The organism is Helicobacter anatolicus, from assembly GCF_021300615.1.
Classification (GTDB): Bacteria; Campylobacterota; Campylobacteria; order Campylobacterales; family Helicobacteraceae; genus Helicobacter_H; species Helicobacter_H anatolicus.
On sequence record NZ_JAJTMY010000004.1, the window covers coordinates 1 to 17039 of the forward strand.

The window sequence follows — 17039 nt, forward strand, 5'->3', positions numbered from 1 at the left end:
GTAGCAAAAATAAAAAGGTAAGTATAGAGGAATAGCTCCTCTATACCCCCTAGAAGATTAAATAATTTATTATTTTAAATTTGGATTACAAAATCCCTACATATACAATCCACCATTAACCTTTAAAACTTCGCCTGTGATATAGCTTGCACTATCGCTCAACAAAAATGCTACAGCATTTGCAATCTCCACACCATCTGCAAAACGCCCTAATGGAATATTTTTCATATAAGATTCTTTTACATCTTCTTTCAATTCATTAGTCATATCAGTTTGCACAAATCCAGGAGTAATACAATTAAATCTTACATTTCTTGGTGCACCTTCATAAGCAAAAGATTTGCTCATAGCAATCATGCCACCCTTACTAGCTGCATAGTTTGTCTGCCCTGCATTCCCCCTTTCACCAATAATGGAAGCAATATTAACCACACTACCCATTCTTTGCTTGCTCATTATTTTTAAAGCTTCTCTACAACCTACAAAACAAGATTTTAAATTCGCATCAATTACACCCATAAATTCTTCTGTTTTCATTCTCAAAGCAAGTTTATCATTTGTAATGCCTGCATTATTTACTAGATAAGAAAGTTCTCCATCACTCTCTACAATCACTTTAATCGCTTCGATAAAAGCCTCTTCATTTGTCGCATCAAATGCAATAATTGCCGCCTTGCCACCCTTATCTTCGATCTCCTTTTTGAGATTTTCTGCTAACTCTGGCTTACTTCTATAATTAATCCAAACCTTAAGGCCATAACCTGCCAAAACCCTTGCAATATCTGCTCCAATTGATTTACTTGCACCAGTAATAAGAACATTCTTTCCACTAAACTGCATTCAAAACCTCCAACAAAAAAATAAAATTGATGAAATAAAAATATGTTTGTAGCAAGAGACTGGACATGCCAATCTCTTTTGAGTTTTACAACCTAGATTCATATCTACGAAGCATGTAAAGTCTTTTAAGCATTTTCTTTTTCGCATTAATTTTTTGTTTCTTTCTCTTTTCGGTTTTAGATTCAAAAAATCTTCTAGCGCGACATTCAGTTACTACCAGATTACGATCTGTTTGCTTTTTAAACTTGCGGTATGCTTCATCAAATGATTCATTTTCACGAACTTTGATACCAGGCATAAAATCACCCACTTTCTTTAAAAATTTTAAGCAAGATAAATCCTGCAGCACTATTTTACGATATTTTTCAAAATTTTCAAATAATTTTAAAGTTTTTTAGCTACAATTGTTTTTCTACAAAATATTACATAAATGTGTCCATAGCTCAGCTGAATAGAGCAACAGGTTGCGGTCCTGTAGGTCGGGGGTTTGAATCCCTCTGGGCATACCATACTTAATAATTTAAAAATCGTAGAATTTTATTTTAAGGTTTTTTTACTATGAACTTCAAACGCTTATTGCTAATTATCTTAGTAGTTTTATCCTTGAATTCTCAAGCGCAGGCAAGAGACAAAAGTGCCTTTCAAATTTATGGCGACATCTTTCAATTTCTCCCATTATTTGCAGCAACCTACTCTCTTGCCATACAAGATTATAAAGGTGTAGGACAATTAGCAATCGGCATAGGCAGTACCCTTGCAGTTACCTTTGCAACTAAATACACTTTTTCAGAAATTGCGAAATCTCACCCTAATTTAGCCGCTATTAGTAAAAGACCTGATAATACAGGCTACAATGGTTTTCCATCAGGACATACCGCATCAGCCTTTTCTGCTGCAGGTTTTATGCAAAGACGCTATGGATGGAAGCTTGGTGTACCTACCACAGTCCTTGCTACCCTTGTAGGCGTCTCACGCGTTTATGCAAAAAGACATAGCATCACACAAGTAATTGCAGGAGCAATTCTAGGATATGGTCTCTCTTATCTTGTAAGCTCAAAATATAATATCAATCTCCAGGTAGATGTCGATAGTCAAACGCTAGATAATGGTGCAACTAACAAACAAATATCACTTTCTTTTTATCACAGATTCTAAGCGCTAATCTTTCATCTTGTATGCTTTTTATAAGTCAATAAAAACCTCGTTTATCCTCTGTTACTATCTCTCAACAGCACAAAACATTCTGTAATAATTATTTTAGTACCCACAATCATACATCACTAGAATCTAAAATTATCCGCCAAAAATTAAATGATTTTTAATTCCTGGTATCATAAATGATGATTGTTTTTACCCAAAATCCTTGGAAGTGTAATTCCTTTTTGACCTTGATATTTTCCTTTTTTATCCTTATAACTGACCTCGCAAGCCTCATCACCTTCCAAAAACAACACCTGTGCTATACCTTCATTAACATAAATTTTTGCAGGCAATGGCGTGGTGTTTGAAATTTCAATTGTAATATGTCCTTCAAATTCCGGCTCAAATGGCGTAACATTGACAATAATCCCACAACGCGCATAAGTGCTTTTTCCAAGGCAAATAGCCAATACATTTCTTGGCATTTTAAAGTATTCAACCGTTCTTGCAAGTGCAAAAGAATTTGGTGGCACGAGGCAATATTTATCTTTGCTTGCATCAACCTTGACGACACTATTTTTATCAAAATTTTTAGGATCCACCAAAGTCGCACCTATATTTGTAAAAATCATAAATTCACTACCTACGCGGATATCGTACCCATAGCTGCTTAACCCATAACTAACCAACCCTGTACCAACTTGATTCTCACAAAACGGGTCAATCATTTGATATTTTTGACACATCTCTTTAATCCACTTATCAGATTTCAAACCCATTGTTTTATCCTTTTTTACAAAACTACTCTTATTTTTGGTATTATAGCAGAGTTAAAAACTCTATGCATGTTAATTGCAATAAGGATTAAAATATGAATTTAAAAGAGATAAAAGAACTTGTCGAAATCTTCAACGCAAGTGATATTGCTAAGCTACAAATCAAACAAGAAAATTTTGAAATCAAAATGGACAAAAATTCAAATATATTATCAAATACTCCACTTGTGCAGCCTGCAATCCCTGCACAATTAGCACCCACAGCTGCCACACAGCCAAGCCAAGCCCCTATTCCCACAGAGCAAAATCACACTTCTGGAGAATTTATCACCTCTCCAATGGTAGGAACATTTTATCATTGCCCATCTCCAGGAGCAGCACCTTATGTTAAAGTAGGTGATACTGTCAAAAAAGGACAGACAATCGGAATTGTAGAAGCAATGAAAATTATGAATGAAATTGAAGCAGATTTTGACTGCAAGATTCTTGCAATTGAAGCTAATGATGGACAACCAGTTGAATTTGGATCAAAACTTGTAAAAGTAGAGAAACTATAATGAAAAAAGTGGAACAAAAAGAGATTAAAAGAATCTTAATTGCTAATCGTGGAGAGATTGCTCTGCGTGCTATTAGAACTATTCAAGAAATGGGAAAAGAGGCAATTGCAATTTATTCTACTGCAGATAAAGATACTCATTATCTTGATTTAGCAGATACTAAAATCTGTATCGGTGGTCCAAAATCAAGTGAAAGCTATCTTAATATCCCAGCTATTATGAGCGCAGCAGAGCTTTTTGAAGCTGATGCAATTTTTCCAGGTTATGGATTTTTAAGCGAAAATCAAAATTTTGTAGAAATCTGTTCGCATCACGACATAGAATTTATAGGGCCAAATTCCGAAGTCATGGTATTAATGAGCGACAAATCTAAGGCTAAAGATGTGATGAAAGATGCAGGTGTCCCTGTTATTATGGGAAGTGATGGGGCACTAAAGAGCTATCAAGAGGCTCAAGAAGTAGCCAAAAAAATTGGCTATCCTGTTATTATCAAAGCCGCTGCTGGTGGTGGTGGTAGAGGAATGAGGGTTGTAGAAAACGAAAGTCTTTTAAAAAATCTCTATTTAGCCGCAGAATCTGAAGCACTAAGTGCTTTTGGAGATGGCACAATTTATATGGAAAAATTTATCCACAATCCTAAACATATTGAAGTGCAAATTCTAGCCGATAAACATGGTAATGTAATCCATGTGGGAGAGAGAGATTGCTCAGTCCAAAGGCGTAATCAAAAACTTATCGAAGAAACCCCTGCGGTTGTTTTATCACCAGAAGTAAGACAAAAACTTTTAGACACTGCTGTAAAAGCTGCCAAATATATCGGTTATGTGGGTGCCGGAACTTTTGAATTCTTATTAGATTCTAACAATAAAGATTTTTATTTTATGGAAATGAATACAAGATTACAAGTAGAGCACACAATTAGTGAAATGGTAAGTGGTCTTGATATGGTAGAATGGATGATTAAAATTGCAGAAGGAAAAACCCTGCCAAGTCAAGATAGCATCACCTTCAATGGCCATGCAATTGAATGTAGAATCACCGCAGAGGATCCTAAAAAATTCTATCCTTGCCCAGGAAAAATTACTAAATGGATTGCACCAGGTGGAGCAAATGTAAGACTTGATACTCATGCATATGCAGGCTACACTGTGCCGATGTTTTATGATTCTATGATTGGAAAATTGATTGTTTGGGGTGAAACAAGAGAAAAGGCTATTGCAAAAACCAAGCGCGCATTAAAAGAATTCTGTATAGAAGGTATCAAAACAACCATTCCATTCCACATTGATATGATGAATAATTCTGTATTTAAAAATGCTGCGATACACACCAAATACTTGGAACAAAATATGGAATAAAAAATGCTTGTATTAGTTCAATAAGTTTCAAGGAAGGAATTATGAAAATTACACCACATGCCTCTAATACCTTTAACCTCATTCATAAAAATGATAAAGAGGCAAAAAAGAATATTCAAGAAAAACCCAAGACTATCCAAGACACCCTAGCGTTATCACAAACTAATCATGCTGCACACATCAAAGAAGCAAATAAGGCTATTGGTGCTCTACAAACACTTAGCAAATCTCTTGATAAAATTGATGCAAACACGCAACACCTATTAAACAACAAACAAGATTCTGCATCAAAACAAGCAATACAAAATACTATATCCCAAAGCACATTTGATGGAAAAAAAGTTTTTGATCAAGATTTTAAAAATTTTTCTAAAAATATTAAATTTAATTCACAAGCAATCAAAGAACAAGCTTCGCATCTCAATAGTGATGCAGAAATACGCAAATTTAATCAAGAAATTAAAACACAAAAAAACTTTGCAAAACAAGCAATTGCGATTTTGCAAAATGATATTAGCAAAACCCTTACAACTGATAACAAAGATTACACAAAGCTTGATAGCAAGATGCTAAAGTCTCCACTCTTTGAAAAATCACATAATCTCAATGCACTTTCTCTTGATAAGGTTTCAAGGCTTCTTGCATAATGCAACCCTACAGCACACAATTTCTGCAGGAAGATGATTTTTTAGAAGTAATCACAGCTCTAAAAAATCCCCTCCTCACCCAAGGTAATATCACTCTTGAATTTGAAAAAGCGTTAAGTAAATTTTGCAACGCTAAATATGCTTTGGTTTTTAACTCTGCCACTTCAGCACTCTATGCAGCCTATAATGCTTTAAATTTAGAAAATTCTGAAGTCATTACAACTCCTCTTAGTTTTGTAGCCACTACAAATATGCTTTTACAAAATCATGCAACCCCAATATTTTGCGATATCAAACAAGATGGAAATATCAATCCTGAAAAAATTATCCCATTAATTACCAAAAAAACAAAAGCTATTGTAAGTGTGGATTATGGTGGCAAAAGCGTAGATATTGATTCTATCAAAGCGATTTGCAAAGAATATAACCTTTCTTTCATTTCAGATAGCTCCCATGCCATAGGTAGCGAATACAAAAATCAAAAAGTCGGTGGCCTTGCTGATGCCACAATTTTTAGTTTTCATCCAGTAAAACCCATGACAACCCTAGAAGGTGGAGCGCTTCTCACAAACTCCAAAGCCATTTATGAAAAAGCAAAGCTTGTGCGCTCTCATGGAGTAATCAAAAAAAATTTATGGCATTATGATGTAATATGCAATGGATTTAATTTTAGAATGAATGAAGTTCAAGCTGCGCTTGGAATCTCTCAACTCAAAAAACTTCCACATTTTATACAAGTGCGAGAGAATATTGCGAAATTTTATGATAGTTTTTTTGCCAACAACCCATATTTCACAACTATTCATCAAAATAACCCCTATATCTCTAGCAACCACCTCTACACGATTTTACTCAATCCAACACTCCAGCCCAAAAAAGAAAAAGTCTTTCAGCTTTTTCAAGAAAATGGCTTAGGAGTACAAGTACATTACAAACCTATTTACCATTTTTCTTATTATAAAAATCTTTTTGGAAATATCTCTCTCCCCCAAACAGAAGCCTTTTACAATGCCACGCTTTCTATTCCCTGTCACCATAAATTAGAACTACATCAAGCTGAAAAAATCGCACAAAAAATCCTCTATCTATTTTCTAAAATATAATCCCCCTAATCCTATATTTCTCTCTTATTTTATTCGTTAAAAAATCATAATTTAATTAATTTTTTCATAAAAAAGGAATTAAATTTGCTTTTATTACTTCAAATATTAATGGAGTAAAAAATGCAAGTTTCCAACAATTTCAATTCTAGCAATATGCTAAAAGAACTCTTGAATGCCAAACAAGAAGTATCAGAAAATAGCGTTACACAAAGCACTCCTACAACAAACACAATTACAAAACCCATCGATGAACCCCTCCCTAATACTCCAGAAACACTGCCTGAACGCCAGACTTATGGTTTATTAGTTTTAGAACTTATGAGTGATCCTGAATACAAGGCTTTTGAGCGTGCAACAGCTGGAATGAGTGAGGGGGAAAAAATTGTTGCTGCACAATCGCTTTATTCCCTAACAAGTTTTTATGGAGGAAAACTACATCAAAAATCCCAAAAAGATGGTTATAGCGATACTCTTGGCATACAAAATAAAAACTTTATCGAACGCTATAAAAATGCTTTTGCTTCTCAAGAAAAAATAGATATTAGCTCTTAAGCTAATTTTTATCTATTTTTTTGTAGAATAACGACTAACTGTCAGGGTAGCTCAGCTGGTTAGAGCGCTGGTCTCATAAGCCGGAGGTCGAGAGTTCAATTCTCTCCTTTGACACCATGCAAAAAATAGAAAAATTAACAATCTATTAGAATTATTCATAATGCTTCTGTTTAAAAATCCATGTTAGCAGTTTTAACCTATACTAGTTAAATCCACATTTTAACAATTACTCATTCTCCTTATTTAAAAATTTTTCAATTATACCGCAGAAATTTTTCTTCTTACTCGATTTAAAAATTTTATAAAGCTGTTAAAATCCTTACAAATCACTATCTTGGTCAATACAAAGATATTTTTTTACATATACCAAAAAATAATCTATCTAATTTTAAAGATTCTAATATGCAAGGTTTTTAATTTTTAATATTCTTTAAATTAAAAATAATCATTTATCTTCAAGTTCAAAATGCTTTAATTCTTTTTTACAGGAAGAATGAATCCTCTGATTTAACAAGTCAAGATTGTTTTTATAGTCAAGGGACAGATTTTTGGCTTTAACTTCCATTTTTTAATCAAAAAATCTAATTTTTTTGTAGTCTGGATAAATTTATTTAAAAGATTAAATCAAATCTTTTTATTAACAATTATCACTCTGAAAACTTCATTCTCACTCCTTTCCTTCAATGATTGCGATTTCTTCAGGAGTGAGAGTGTAGAGGGAATAGACTAGGGAATCAATTTCTTTTTCTAGCTCTTGGGTGTTGGCTTTTGGGTTTTGCTCTTTTGCTTTTAAAATCTCCTCGACTAAAGCGATGATTTCATCTGCTATAGATTGGTTGGATTCTGTGATTTTTGGGATTGGGATACGCATTGCTGTTTCTGTTGAAAATTGAAATGTCCTTATTGCTTTTGCAAAGGCAAAACGATAACAATACCAATTTAAAAATTTTGAGTGCAAAAGAGCCAAGATATAGCAATTTGGAAACTCATTTTTGCAAATAATCTGATGAATGGTATTGACAATTCTTATATTATTGGGATTTTTCACAATCGTTCCTATCATTTTTATGTGTGGATTTGGTCTTTCAATGTGAGCAATAATTCTCTGCATCAAAACACTATTTTCTCTAATTATCGATTTTGGACTTATTTTTAAAGAGTTAGAAATATATCCCTTGATTCCTTTAATAAAATATCTTTGAATTTCTTTACCCCCATAAACTTGTAATTCACCTTTATTGTTGATATGCTTGTAAAAAACATCCCCCCAAACATTCTCTCCACAATCAATAAGATTTAAAGGTATTTTCTTTCTTATTTTTACTCCCATCTCTAGTTCTTTTTGAGATAAATCATTGGGATATAGGTTGAAAAGATCAATATACTCTTTTGGAATTTCAAGCACTTGGGAAATCCCCTGCTCTTCATTCAAGAACCCAGTAACATAGCTATGGGTTGGAGTGTCTTTTTTCTTTGAGTAGATAATCATTTCAAGCAAAACATAGCTCCATGCCTTGCCACAATCTATAATTTGACTCACATTTGGTTTCAAAAACTCTCTAATTTGTTTCCAGTTTGTCGCAAATGTCAAAGCTTTTGGGACAATAAAAGTATTGATTCCATTTTTGCACAAAAGCTTATCTGCCAAAAATATAAAAAGCTGTGCTGTATCATTTGAACTTGATTTGTAAATTTCTTTGTATTTTTTCTTTTCAAAATCTGTAAGTGAAGCTCCATAAGGCGGATTGCCAATCACACAATCAAATCCTTTGAAATTACCTTCATCATCTAGCACTTCAGGGAATTCAAACCGCCATTCAAAAGGATTATTGCTTGAGAGATTATAGAGTGTATTATAAGCTTGTTTAAGGCTTGAGAAATCTTTACAGGCTTGTTTGTGGATTTCTTCTTGAGCTTCATTAATGTGTTCATATTTTGGAAAAGGATTCTCTGAAATATATAAAACTAATTCATCGTCATCTTTAGCTAAATAGTTACCATAGAGTTCTCTGTACTTATCACATTGTTTTTGAAAAGTCTGCATTTCTTTTTTATATTTGTCTTTGAAACAAAATTTTTGAAAAGCAGTCAACAATTCCTTAATTTGAGAGTTTAGTTTAGTTTTGTCGCTAAAGAACCCTTCTTTATAGTTTTTTACCATATTTTTATAGTTTTGAATTCTTGGCTTGATATTGGGATAATGTGTCAAGCTTTGTTTGAGATCAAAATACGAAATCAGGCTGTTTCCACACTTGATATTAATATCAATATTTGGAAGAGTTTCAAGCGCATTGGTATTTTTACCATTTTCATCAAAGAGATAGTAGCTGTATTTAAGAAGCTCTATCCATAGCCTAAGCTTGGTGATCTCACAAGAATTTGGGTTGATATCCACGCCAAAAAGGCAGTTTTCAATGATGGACTTTTTGAGATCAAACATTTCTTTTTGGATTTGATGGGAGAGTTGCTCCATAGAAGTTGGTTTAATATATTGATGAAGTTTATCTTGTGTTTTAATTTGGATTTCATCATTTTCTAACTCTAAAGTAGATTCATAGAGTGAGGGAATTAATCTAAGAGTGTAGGCAATTTTTATCATTTCATTAAGTGCAGAGACTAAAAAATGCCCAGATCCGACAGCAGGGTCGCAGATTGTTATTGAAAGCAAGGTTTTAAAATATTCCTCTCTATACTCAAGAAATCCTTTGAATCCCATTTCCTCTCTTAGCTCTTTTAAGTTTTTGCACTTCCAAGAATAAATAGAATTAAACTTCTCTAAAACAGCTTGAGTAATACTCTCTTTACACATAAAGCTTGTGATAAAACTTGGGGTATAAAAGCTTCCTTCTTTATAACCATTGAGTTTTTCAAATACAAGTCCAAGTACGGCTGAATTAATAAGGAGATCGTGATTTTGTTTTATCCCATCGCTAATATCTTTGGGCGTAGTGGTAAAATCATAAGCGTGAAGAAATTCAAAAAGATATTCAAGCAAAGGCAGAGTTTCTTTGTTTTTGAACCTTGGATCTTTTCTAAGGATTGAATGAGAAAAAAGAGTAAGGGATAAAGAATCAAGCATTCCAATTTCTTTGCCCTGATATTCTAAAGATGTCTTGTCAAATAAACTAGAATTTAAATATGGAATAGAGAGAAAATCCTTAGGAAGTGAGGGAGAGCGAGAATCTTGCTTTTTTGCCAACACTTCAAAAAAGAGGGTTTGGAGGGTTTTAAAGTCTCTGATGGTTGAAAAATCCAAAAAAGGCTTATCAATATGTTTAAAGCCCAAAAGCATAGATTCTAAAAGCCTAAGAAATAAGATTCTATTATTCCAAGTGGTGATAAGGGTAAAAATACTCTCTTCATCAATATCTTGATAAACTTGAGAGATCGCGTGTGAAAGAGTATTAGGAGTGCTGCTAGGCTTAATGAGGATTTTTCCATTTTCAACTACTTCTTGTAGTCCTAGGATATACAAAAGCTCATCATAAAAATTTTTATTAAGCGTATTAGCATCAATAGTTTTTCTAGCCTTAAGAAGCACTTGAGGGCTTAAGAGTTGATAAATTATTGTAAGCTCTTGGATAGAGAGATTATTTTGAAAGGAAAAATAAGTATAAGGAAGCTCTCCTTCAAACTCATCTTTGAGATAATTCTCCAAATCGGCATAAAACTTCTCAGTCTTGGTATTTGTCCCCTCTTTGCCATCACAATTTTTGTAGAATTTTTGGATTTTTTTGTCTTTAGAAAAAATATTAAAACTCTTGGCATCAAAGAGATAAAATTCATAAGGATTGCAAAGAATAATATGCTTGATGGAATTATTGTTTGCTATTTGAGTTTCTCTAAGAAAATACAGGATTGATTCATAGAAGGCTTTAGATAATGGACTATCTTTGGGGAATTCAGCTTTGTTTTCAAAGGCCTTGACTTCAATAAGCACTTGCGCTTCTCTATCAACATAAATTGCACTATCGACTTTACCTAAAGTATTGCAGTCATAACCATAGGTTTTGGCTAGAAACCTATTGATTTCATTTTTTTGGAATTCCTCATCACTTTGCATAAAAGCTCTTTGTAAAAAATCTTGAATCGTTTGAGAAAAACTTTCCATCACTTCTTGAGATGGACTTGGAGGAGAATAGGGCTTAACAAAATCTTTAAGAATGATAGACTTAAAATTAATCATAAAACTCCTTCAAATTGATAAAAAAAGAATAAGTAAATTATAAATAAAAGGATTGGGAAATTCAAGTAAAAATACTTTTTGTTCAAAAAAAATTATCTTTTAACTTCCTGATCAATCTTTTCTGTAATATTTTGCTTCCTTTTTGCTAATTATCATTATTTTATAATTTTTATAGTTCTATAATTCCGTGAAATATATCATGAGTTATTATTGTTCTATGGCAATTGATGCCTACTTTGTCAAAATGATCTTCCCAATTTGCTTTAAGAGCTGGAGGACAAACTACAAGGATTTTGCCTCTAAGTTTTTCGCTAACTTCAAATTTCAAGAAAATTATTATATTTTTTCTGGCTTATTAAATTTATCTTTAATCATATAGATTTGATACTTCAAAACTTTATATTCTTTGGAAAAATGGGGGGGGGTGAGACTTTAATATTCTTATTTCTTCTAAATTTATCCATCTCAAAATATTTTATAATAAAGCTCTTATAAAGAAAGCAGAAAGATAGGGTTTCTGCTTAATTAATTCTAGCTTTTTAATAAGTTCTAAAATATTTATCATTGCCATTTTCTTTATTTATTAAAAATTTAATAAAGTAACAACCATAGTATTTTGCATACGGGAAATCTTGCTTTAACTCTTTTACAAACTCTTTAAATTCATCTTTAAGAGTTTCTCCACTTTTTCCATATTTTTCATTTAAATATTTACTACCAAATTCTTTTTCTATTGTTTTAATATCTAAATTATCAATATCTTCTGAGTAAATTTCAATACCATCATATTGAAAATTTCTTCCATACCTATCTGACAATACACTAACATTATGCTTAATATCAAAACATTGCAATATTTCTATTAAATCATGAGGTTTATTATGAAAAAAACTTTTACTAGAATACTCAACTTCATATCTTCTTATAACACTTGCTTTAATTTCCATATAATACTCCTTTAAAATTTTATATAAGAGTATTGTATAGACTATCTTATGAGTTTTCAAATGGACAAAATTGCTGCTATTTAATAATTTATTGATATTAAAATATTATATTTTAGACAAAATTTTCTTTGCTTCTTTCTTTTATCAAAATCTAATCGTGTCATAAAATTATTCTAGAAATAACAGAAAAAATATTTTTATTATTTGATAAATAATATTTTTTAATTATAATTAAGATTATTTTTAAGTTTTGGATGATTTTATGACACGATTAGATTTTGATAAAAAAATTAAAACCCTTGGTTTAAGTAGAAAGAGTTTTGCTAAGATTGCAGGAGTTAGCTATACTGGCATTTCCACCAATTGGAAAGAAAATAAAAACTTGCCACCATGGGTAGAACCATTTTTACATTATTATGAAAAAAGTAAAGCGCTAGATGATTTGCTTATTATTATGCACAAACACAAAATGCTTGAAGAGCAATAACTTTTTATTTTTAAAAATTCAAAGACAAAAGATTAAAACGCTTAATTTTCAATTTTAAGAGCTTTATAATTTGTATTGACAATGTTAACACCATAGTAAAACTAAGAAAAAATAAAAGCAATAGATAAAAGCTACAATACCAAAGATATTGATAATTCCATATACTTTTCTATTGTTTTTTTTAACGTCAATTTAACTAAAAAATACTGAAGATTTTAAGCCCTTAAGACCTGCAAGACAGACTTAATAGGCAATCTCTGTTTTTATTAATATTTAACCCTTAAACCCAAGCCAAAATAATTTAAATGAGAAAAATAATTGTCGATATGGTAAAAGCTATAATCATAATCTATATACAAGGCAAGATATTTTATTAATTCAAAACTCAAGTCTAGTCCAAAACTTGGTTTCCATACCAAATGATTTTTTGAGCCATAATTTGCGACACTTAAGCCATAACCAATTTTTGGTGCTATAGAAATAATTTTTGTTATCGCAATATCATAAATCCAAAATAAATTAATAGCACTCAATCTTGACATACCTTGAGGAAGATTTACTTGATTAAAAGGAAAGAGTACTTCAGCAAAAATTCCCATTTTATTTTTATCCCACATTCCATATGTAATTTGCAGATTCTGAATACCAGACATTTCTCCAAATGCAAGATATTTATAACCAATACTCCCTTGATATATCCTACCCCATAATGAAGAAAAATGATTTGTTTTTACATCACCACCCTCTGAAGTCATCAAAAAACCACATAACGCCACAATCAATACAATTTTTCTCATTATTTTCTTTTCTTATCTAACTGCAATTGCACATCATCAAAATACACATCTTTGTCTATAAAATCTCTCATCTCTTCATCTGTCATTTTTTTCCACTTTAATGTTTTTCCAAATAATCCCTTAGAATCTACACTTGCCTTAAAAATTAACATATCATCTATGCTTTCTCCTTTAAGGTAATAAGTCTTACCATCAGCATAGTTATAGATTCTTCCATTAAAAAATTTGTTGCTATTTTCCTGATTTTCTAAATCCCAAACAAACAATATGCCACGAACTTCTCTATTACGCAAAGTTGCATCTGGATTTTTTATATCTAACCCTGCAGATTTTCCATCTTTTGAAGCAAAACCATAAGCATAATATTTTTGATCATGTTTAAAAATTCTTACTATGCTTTCTATACCTTTCTCATTTTTTGGCAAAAGATAATAGCCAGAAATATCCTTAGTAAAGCCTATACATAAAAATAGACAAAATAAAATAAAACGCATTTAAATCCTTCAAAATAAAATTTTCTAAAATCCTAATAAAAAAATATCAATTTTAAATGAAGTTGTTTTTTAATGTAGTGTAAATTAAAGGAGTAAAAATTAATATATAAAAAATCAAGAAGGTGTGTGCCTCTTAATTGAGACACACATAAAAAGGTAGTTATCCTTTGCGTTTTTCAATAATTTCTTTAGCAATATTAGAAGGCACTTCACCATAGTGATCAAACTCCATAGAATAAGTACCCCTACCTTGAGTCGCAGAACGTAAATCTGTAGAATATCCAAACATCTCAGCCAACGGAACAAAAGCATTAACGATCTTTAACCCCATTCTATCTTCCATAGAATTAATCTGACCTCTTCTACGATTTAAATCCCCAATAACATCTCCCATATACTCTTCTGGAATCTCTACTTCCACTTTCATTAAAGGCTCTAGTAATACCGCATTTGCATCTCTACAAGCATCTTTAAATGCCATAGAACCAGCAATCTTAAATGCCATTTCAGAACTATCAACATCATGATAACTTCCATCATAAAGAGTAACTTTAAAGTCTACCACAGGATATCCCGCTAAAACACCACTTTGCATAGCTTCTTGTATCCCTTTATCTACGGCAGGAATATATTCTTTTGGAATTACACCCCCACTAATTTCATTAACAAATTCATAGCCAGTACCTGCTTCTTTTGGCTCAAGTTTAATGAAAACATGACCATATTGTCCTCTACCGCCAGATTGTTTTGCATACTTGCATTCTTTATTTACTGAACTTCTAATTGTTTCTCTGAATGCAACTTGCGGTTGTCCTACTTCTGCTTCTACTTTAAATTCTCTTTTTAATCTATCTACAATAATCTCCAAGTGAAGCTCGCCCATACCGCCAATCAAAGTTTGACCGGTTTCTTCCTGCGTACTTACTCTAAAGCTTGGATCTTCTTCTGCCAACTTGCCTAAAGCAATACCCATTTTTTCTTGATCAGCTTTTGTTTTTGGCTCCACTGCAATATGAATTACTGGCTCTGGAAACTCCATTCTTTCTAGAATTACAGCTGCTTTTTCATCACAGAGAGTATCCCCTGTCAAAGTATCCTTTAAACCAACAAAAGCACAAATTTCTCCAGCATAAACCTCTTTAATATCTTCTCTTTTATTAGAGTGCATCTTCAATAATCTACCAACTCTTTCTTTCTTGCCTTTAGTAGAATTTAACACATAACTTCCAGACTCCAATACTCCTCTATAAGCACGAACAAATGTAAGTTGTCCAACAAATGGATCTGTCATAATCTTAAATGCAAGACCAGCAAAAGCACCATTATCTGTTGATTCTACACGAATCTCTTCTTCTGTTTTTGGATCAACACCTTTAATATCCGCAACTTCTGTAGGTGCAGGAAGAAAATCAACTACTGCATCAAGTAGAGTTTGAACTCCTTTATTCTTGAAAGATGAGCCACATAACATAGGAATAAGCGTCATATTATGGCAACCAATTTTAATACCTTTTTTAATTTCTTCAATCGTAAGCTCTTCGCCACCAAGATATTTTTCCATTAACGCTTCATCTTGCTCTGCAGCAGATTCTAATAATTTTTCTCTATACTCTTGTGCTTTATCTTTTAATTCTGCAGGAATTTCCTCAACATCATATTTTGCACCCATTGCATCATTATTCCATACAAGCGCTTTCATCTGGATAAGATCCACAACACCCTTAAAATTATCTTCTGCACCAATTGGAATATTAATAGGGACAGGATTTGCTTTTAATCTTTGCTTAATCTGCTCTTCTACATTATAAAAATTTGCCCCGATTCTGTCCATTTTATTAACAAAAACCATTCTTGGGACACCATACTTATTTGCTTGTCTCCAAACAGTTTCACTCTGAGGTTGTACACCACCTACAGAACAAAATACAGCAACAGCACCATCTAAAACCCTCATAGATCTTTCAACTTCAATTGTAAAATCTACGTGTCCAGGAGTATCAATAAGATTAATCTGATGACCATTCCAAAAACAAGTTGTAGCAGCAGAAGTAATGGTAATACCACGCTCCTTTTCTTGATCCATCCAATCCATTGTAGCTGTTCCATCATGTGTTTCACCGATCTTATGGCTTACACCTGTGTAAAACAAAATTCTTTCTGATGTAGTAGTCTTTCCCGCATCAATATGCGCAGCAATTCCGATGTTTCTAATTTTATTTAAAGGGGTTGTTCTTGCCATATATTTTCCTTATCTTTTTAATTACCATCTATAATGTGCAAATGCTTTATTAGCTTCTGCCATCTTATGTACATCTTCTCTTTTCTTAAACGCAGCACCTTTATCACTAGCAGCATCTAATAGCTCATTTGCAAGTCTATCAACCATTGTTCTTTCATTTCTTTTTCTTGTAGCTTCTAAAATCCATCTGATAGAAAGAGATTGCTGTCTTACTGGTCTAACTTCTACTGGAACTTGATAAGTAGCACCACCTACTCTTCTACTTCTAACTTCTACAAGTGGTTTAATTTTTTCTAAAGCCTTTTCAAAAACTTCGATACCTTTTTCACCACTTTTTTCCTCTATTTTGTCAAAAGCTGCATAAATAATTTTCTCAGCAATACTTTTTTTACCATCATACATCATCTTATTGATAAACTTCGTGACCACCTTGTTGTTATAGATTGGGTCACCTAAAACTTCTCTAACTGGGGCTTTTCTTCTTCTCATCTCATTCCTTCCTTATTTTTTATCAGCACCTTGTTTTGCTTTTTTAGCACCATATTTACTTCTTGAAACTGTTCTCTTAGCAACACCAGAAGTATCTAACGCACCTCTTACAATATGATACTTAACACCAGGTAAGTCTTTTACCCTTCCTCCTCTAACCAGCACAATAGAGTGCTCCTGTAGATTATGACCTTCTCCAGGAATATAACTAATAACCTCAATCTTACTAGTAAGCTTAACTTTTGCAACTTTTCTCAAAGCAGAGTTAGGTTTCTTTGGTGTTGTTGTATATACACGAGTACAAACTCCTCTTCTTTGAGGACATTCCATCAAAGCAGGAGATTTAGTTTTTTTAATAACTTTCTTTCTTTCTTTACGAATTAACTGATTTATAGTTGGCACTTATTTTTCCTTTCGTTTTTTTTAT

The 17039-nt window shown here is 32.3% G+C and carries 17 protein-coding genes and 2 tRNA genes; 9 read left to right on the plus strand and 10 right to left on the minus strand.

Going from position 1 to position 17039, the window contains the following annotated elements:
• Window positions 1-96: 96 nt before the first annotated feature.
• Both fabG and rpsU read right to left on the minus strand, forming a co-directional pair.
• A complete protein-coding gene (gene fabG, locus LW133_RS05670) occupies window positions 97-840 on the minus strand; it encodes a 3-oxoacyl-ACP reductase FabG (RefSeq protein ID WP_233077465.1) in 744 nt (247 codons plus the stop codon).
• Between the two features lie 85 nt (window positions 841-925).
• Window positions 926-1138, minus strand: coding sequence for a 30S ribosomal protein S21 (gene rpsU / locus LW133_RS05675; protein WP_095274037.1), 213 nt, complete (start codon window positions 1136-1138; stop codon window positions 926-928).
• A 134-nt stretch (window positions 1139-1272) separates the two neighbouring features.
• On the opposite strand from rpsU, the gene LW133_RS05680 reads away from it, so the two are divergent.
• A tRNA-Arg gene (locus LW133_RS05680) sits at window positions 1273-1349 on the plus strand.
• Window positions 1350-1398: 49 nt separating this feature from the next.
• On the plus strand, window positions 1399-1995 hold the full coding sequence (locus LW133_RS05685) for a phosphatase PAP2 family protein (RefSeq protein ID WP_233077466.1): 597 nt from the start codon (window positions 1399-1401) through the stop codon (window positions 1993-1995).
• Between the two features lie 176 nt (window positions 1996-2171).
• Here the strand turns inward: LW133_RS05685 and dcd are convergent, their stop codons facing one another.
• Window positions 2172-2759: a dCTP deaminase gene (dcd, locus tag LW133_RS05690; RefSeq protein WP_233038561.1), complete on the minus strand. Its 588-nt coding sequence runs from the start codon at window positions 2757-2759 to the stop codon at window positions 2172-2174.
• Window positions 2760-2851: 92 nt separating this feature from the next.
• Between dcd and accB the strand changes: the two genes are divergently transcribed.
• From accB to LW133_RS05720, 6 genes are all read left to right on the plus strand, one after another.
• Entirely contained in the window at window positions 2852-3313 is a 462-nt protein-coding gene (gene accB / locus LW133_RS05695) for an acetyl-CoA carboxylase biotin carboxyl carrier protein (protein ID WP_233077467.1), read from the plus strand.
• A complete protein-coding gene (locus LW133_RS05700; protein WP_233077468.1) occupies window positions 3313-4671 on the plus strand; it encodes an acetyl-CoA carboxylase biotin carboxylase subunit in 1359 nt (452 codons plus the stop codon). Before accB ends, LW133_RS05700 begins: the two co-directional genes overlap by 1 nt.
• A 41-nt stretch (window positions 4672-4712) precedes the next feature.
• Window positions 4713-5318 carry a flagellar FLiS export co-chaperone gene (locus tag LW133_RS05705; RefSeq protein WP_233077469.1) on the plus strand — a complete coding sequence of 202 codons (606 nt, stop codon included), beginning with the start codon at window positions 4713-4715 and terminating at the stop codon, window positions 5316-5318.
• A complete protein-coding gene (gene pseC, locus LW133_RS05710) occupies window positions 5318-6421 on the plus strand; it encodes a UDP-4-amino-4,6-dideoxy-N-acetyl-beta-L-altrosamine transaminase (RefSeq protein ID WP_233077470.1) in 1104 nt (367 codons plus the stop codon). Before LW133_RS05705 ends, pseC begins: the two co-directional genes overlap by 1 nt.
• Window positions 6422-6541: 120 nt before the next feature.
• On the plus strand, window positions 6542-6973 hold the full coding sequence (locus tag LW133_RS05715; protein ID WP_233077471.1) for a hypothetical protein: 432 nt from the start codon (window positions 6542-6544) through the stop codon (window positions 6971-6973).
• 40 nt (window positions 6974-7013) lie between these two features.
• Window positions 7014-7090 (plus strand) — tRNA-Met (locus tag LW133_RS05720).
• A 550-nt stretch (window positions 7091-7640) separates the two neighbouring features.
• Here LW133_RS05720 and LW133_RS05725 read toward each other — a convergent pair.
• Together LW133_RS05725 and LW133_RS05730 are read right to left on the minus strand one after the other, a co-directional pair.
• A complete protein-coding gene (locus tag LW133_RS05725; protein ID WP_233077472.1) occupies window positions 7641-11159 on the minus strand; it encodes a type IIG restriction enzyme/methyltransferase in 3519 nt (1172 codons plus the stop codon).
• Window positions 11160-11698: 539 nt separating this feature from the next.
• A complete protein-coding gene (locus LW133_RS05730) occupies window positions 11699-12106 on the minus strand; it encodes a hypothetical protein (RefSeq protein ID WP_233077473.1) in 408 nt (135 codons plus the stop codon).
• Window positions 12107-12368: 262 nt separating this feature from the next.
• Between LW133_RS05730 and LW133_RS05735 the strand changes: the two genes are divergently transcribed.
• Window positions 12369-12593, plus strand: coding sequence for a hypothetical protein (locus tag LW133_RS05735; RefSeq protein WP_233077474.1), 225 nt, complete (start codon window positions 12369-12371; stop codon window positions 12591-12593).
• A 266-nt stretch (window positions 12594-12859) separates the two neighbouring features.
• On the opposite strand, the gene LW133_RS05740 is transcribed toward LW133_RS05735, so the two are convergent.
• From LW133_RS05740 to rpsL, 5 genes are all read right to left on the minus strand, one after another.
• Window positions 12860-13390: a hypothetical protein gene (locus LW133_RS05740; RefSeq protein ID WP_233077475.1), complete on the minus strand. Its 531-nt coding sequence runs from the start codon at window positions 13388-13390 to the stop codon at window positions 12860-12862.
• Window positions 13390-13884: a DUF2147 domain-containing protein gene (locus tag LW133_RS05745; RefSeq protein ID WP_233077476.1), complete on the minus strand. Its 495-nt coding sequence runs from the start codon at window positions 13882-13884 to the stop codon at window positions 13390-13392. Before LW133_RS05745 ends, LW133_RS05740 begins: the two co-directional genes overlap by 1 nt.
• 160 nt (window positions 13885-14044) lie before the next feature.
• A complete protein-coding gene (fusA, locus tag LW133_RS05750; protein WP_233077477.1) occupies window positions 14045-16123 on the minus strand; it encodes an elongation factor G in 2079 nt (692 codons plus the stop codon).
• A 21-nt stretch (window positions 16124-16144) separates the two neighbouring features.
• Complete coding sequence (gene rpsG / locus LW133_RS05755) at window positions 16145-16612, minus strand: 30S ribosomal protein S7 (RefSeq protein WP_233038194.1); 468 nt, start codon at window positions 16610-16612, stop codon at window positions 16145-16147.
• 12 nt (window positions 16613-16624) lie between these two features.
• Window positions 16625-17014 carry a 30S ribosomal protein S12 gene (gene rpsL / locus LW133_RS05760; protein WP_233038193.1) on the minus strand — a complete coding sequence of 130 codons (390 nt, stop codon included), beginning with the start codon at window positions 17012-17014 and terminating at the stop codon, window positions 16625-16627.
• Window positions 17015-17039: the final 25 nt, after the last annotated feature.

Bases quoted from the DNA above. Each gene is read 5' to 3' on its own strand.
- fabG (WP_233077465.1), bottom strand. From the start codon at position 840: ATGCAGTTTAGTGGAAAGAATGTTCTTATTACTGGTGCAAGTAAATCA.
- rpsU (WP_095274037.1), bottom strand. From the start codon at position 1,138: ATGCCTGGTATCAAAGTTCGTGAAAATGAATCATTTGATGAAGCATAC.
- LW133_RS05685 (WP_233077466.1), top strand. From the start codon at position 1,399: ATGAACTTCAAACGCTTATTGCTAATTATCTTAGTAGTTTTATCCTTG.
- dcd (WP_233038561.1), bottom strand. From the start codon at position 2,759: ATGGGTTTGAAATCTGATAAGTGGATTAAAGAGATGTGTCAAAAATAT.
- accB (WP_233077467.1), top strand. From the start codon at position 2,852: ATGAATTTAAAAGAGATAAAAGAACTTGTCGAAATCTTCAACGCAAGT.
- LW133_RS05700 (WP_233077468.1), top strand. From the start codon at position 3,313: ATGAAAAAAGTGGAACAAAAAGAGATTAAAAGAATCTTAATTGCTAAT.
- LW133_RS05705 (WP_233077469.1), top strand. From the start codon at position 4,713: ATGAAAATTACACCACATGCCTCTAATACCTTTAACCTCATTCATAAA.
- pseC (WP_233077470.1), top strand. From the start codon at position 5,318: ATGCAACCCTACAGCACACAATTTCTGCAGGAAGATGATTTTTTAGAA.
- LW133_RS05715 (WP_233077471.1), top strand. From the start codon at position 6,542: ATGCAAGTTTCCAACAATTTCAATTCTAGCAATATGCTAAAAGAACTC.
- LW133_RS05725 (WP_233077472.1), bottom strand. From the start codon at position 11,159: ATGATTAATTTTAAGTCTATCATTCTTAAAGATTTTGTTAAGCCCTAT.
- LW133_RS05730 (WP_233077473.1), bottom strand. From the start codon at position 12,106: ATGGAAATTAAAGCAAGTGTTATAAGAAGATATGAAGTTGAGTATTCT.
- LW133_RS05735 (WP_233077474.1), top strand. From the start codon at position 12,369: ATGACACGATTAGATTTTGATAAAAAAATTAAAACCCTTGGTTTAAGT.
- LW133_RS05740 (WP_233077475.1), bottom strand. From the start codon at position 13,390: ATGAGAAAAATTGTATTGATTGTGGCGTTATGTGGTTTTTTGATGACT.
- LW133_RS05745 (WP_233077476.1), bottom strand. From the start codon at position 13,884: ATGCGTTTTATTTTATTTTGTCTATTTTTATGTATAGGCTTTACTAAG.
- fusA (WP_233077477.1), bottom strand. From the start codon at position 16,123: ATGGCAAGAACAACCCCTTTAAATAAAATTAGAAACATCGGAATTGCT.
- rpsG (WP_233038194.1), bottom strand. From the start codon at position 16,612: ATGAGAAGAAGAAAAGCCCCAGTTAGAGAAGTTTTAGGTGACCCAATC.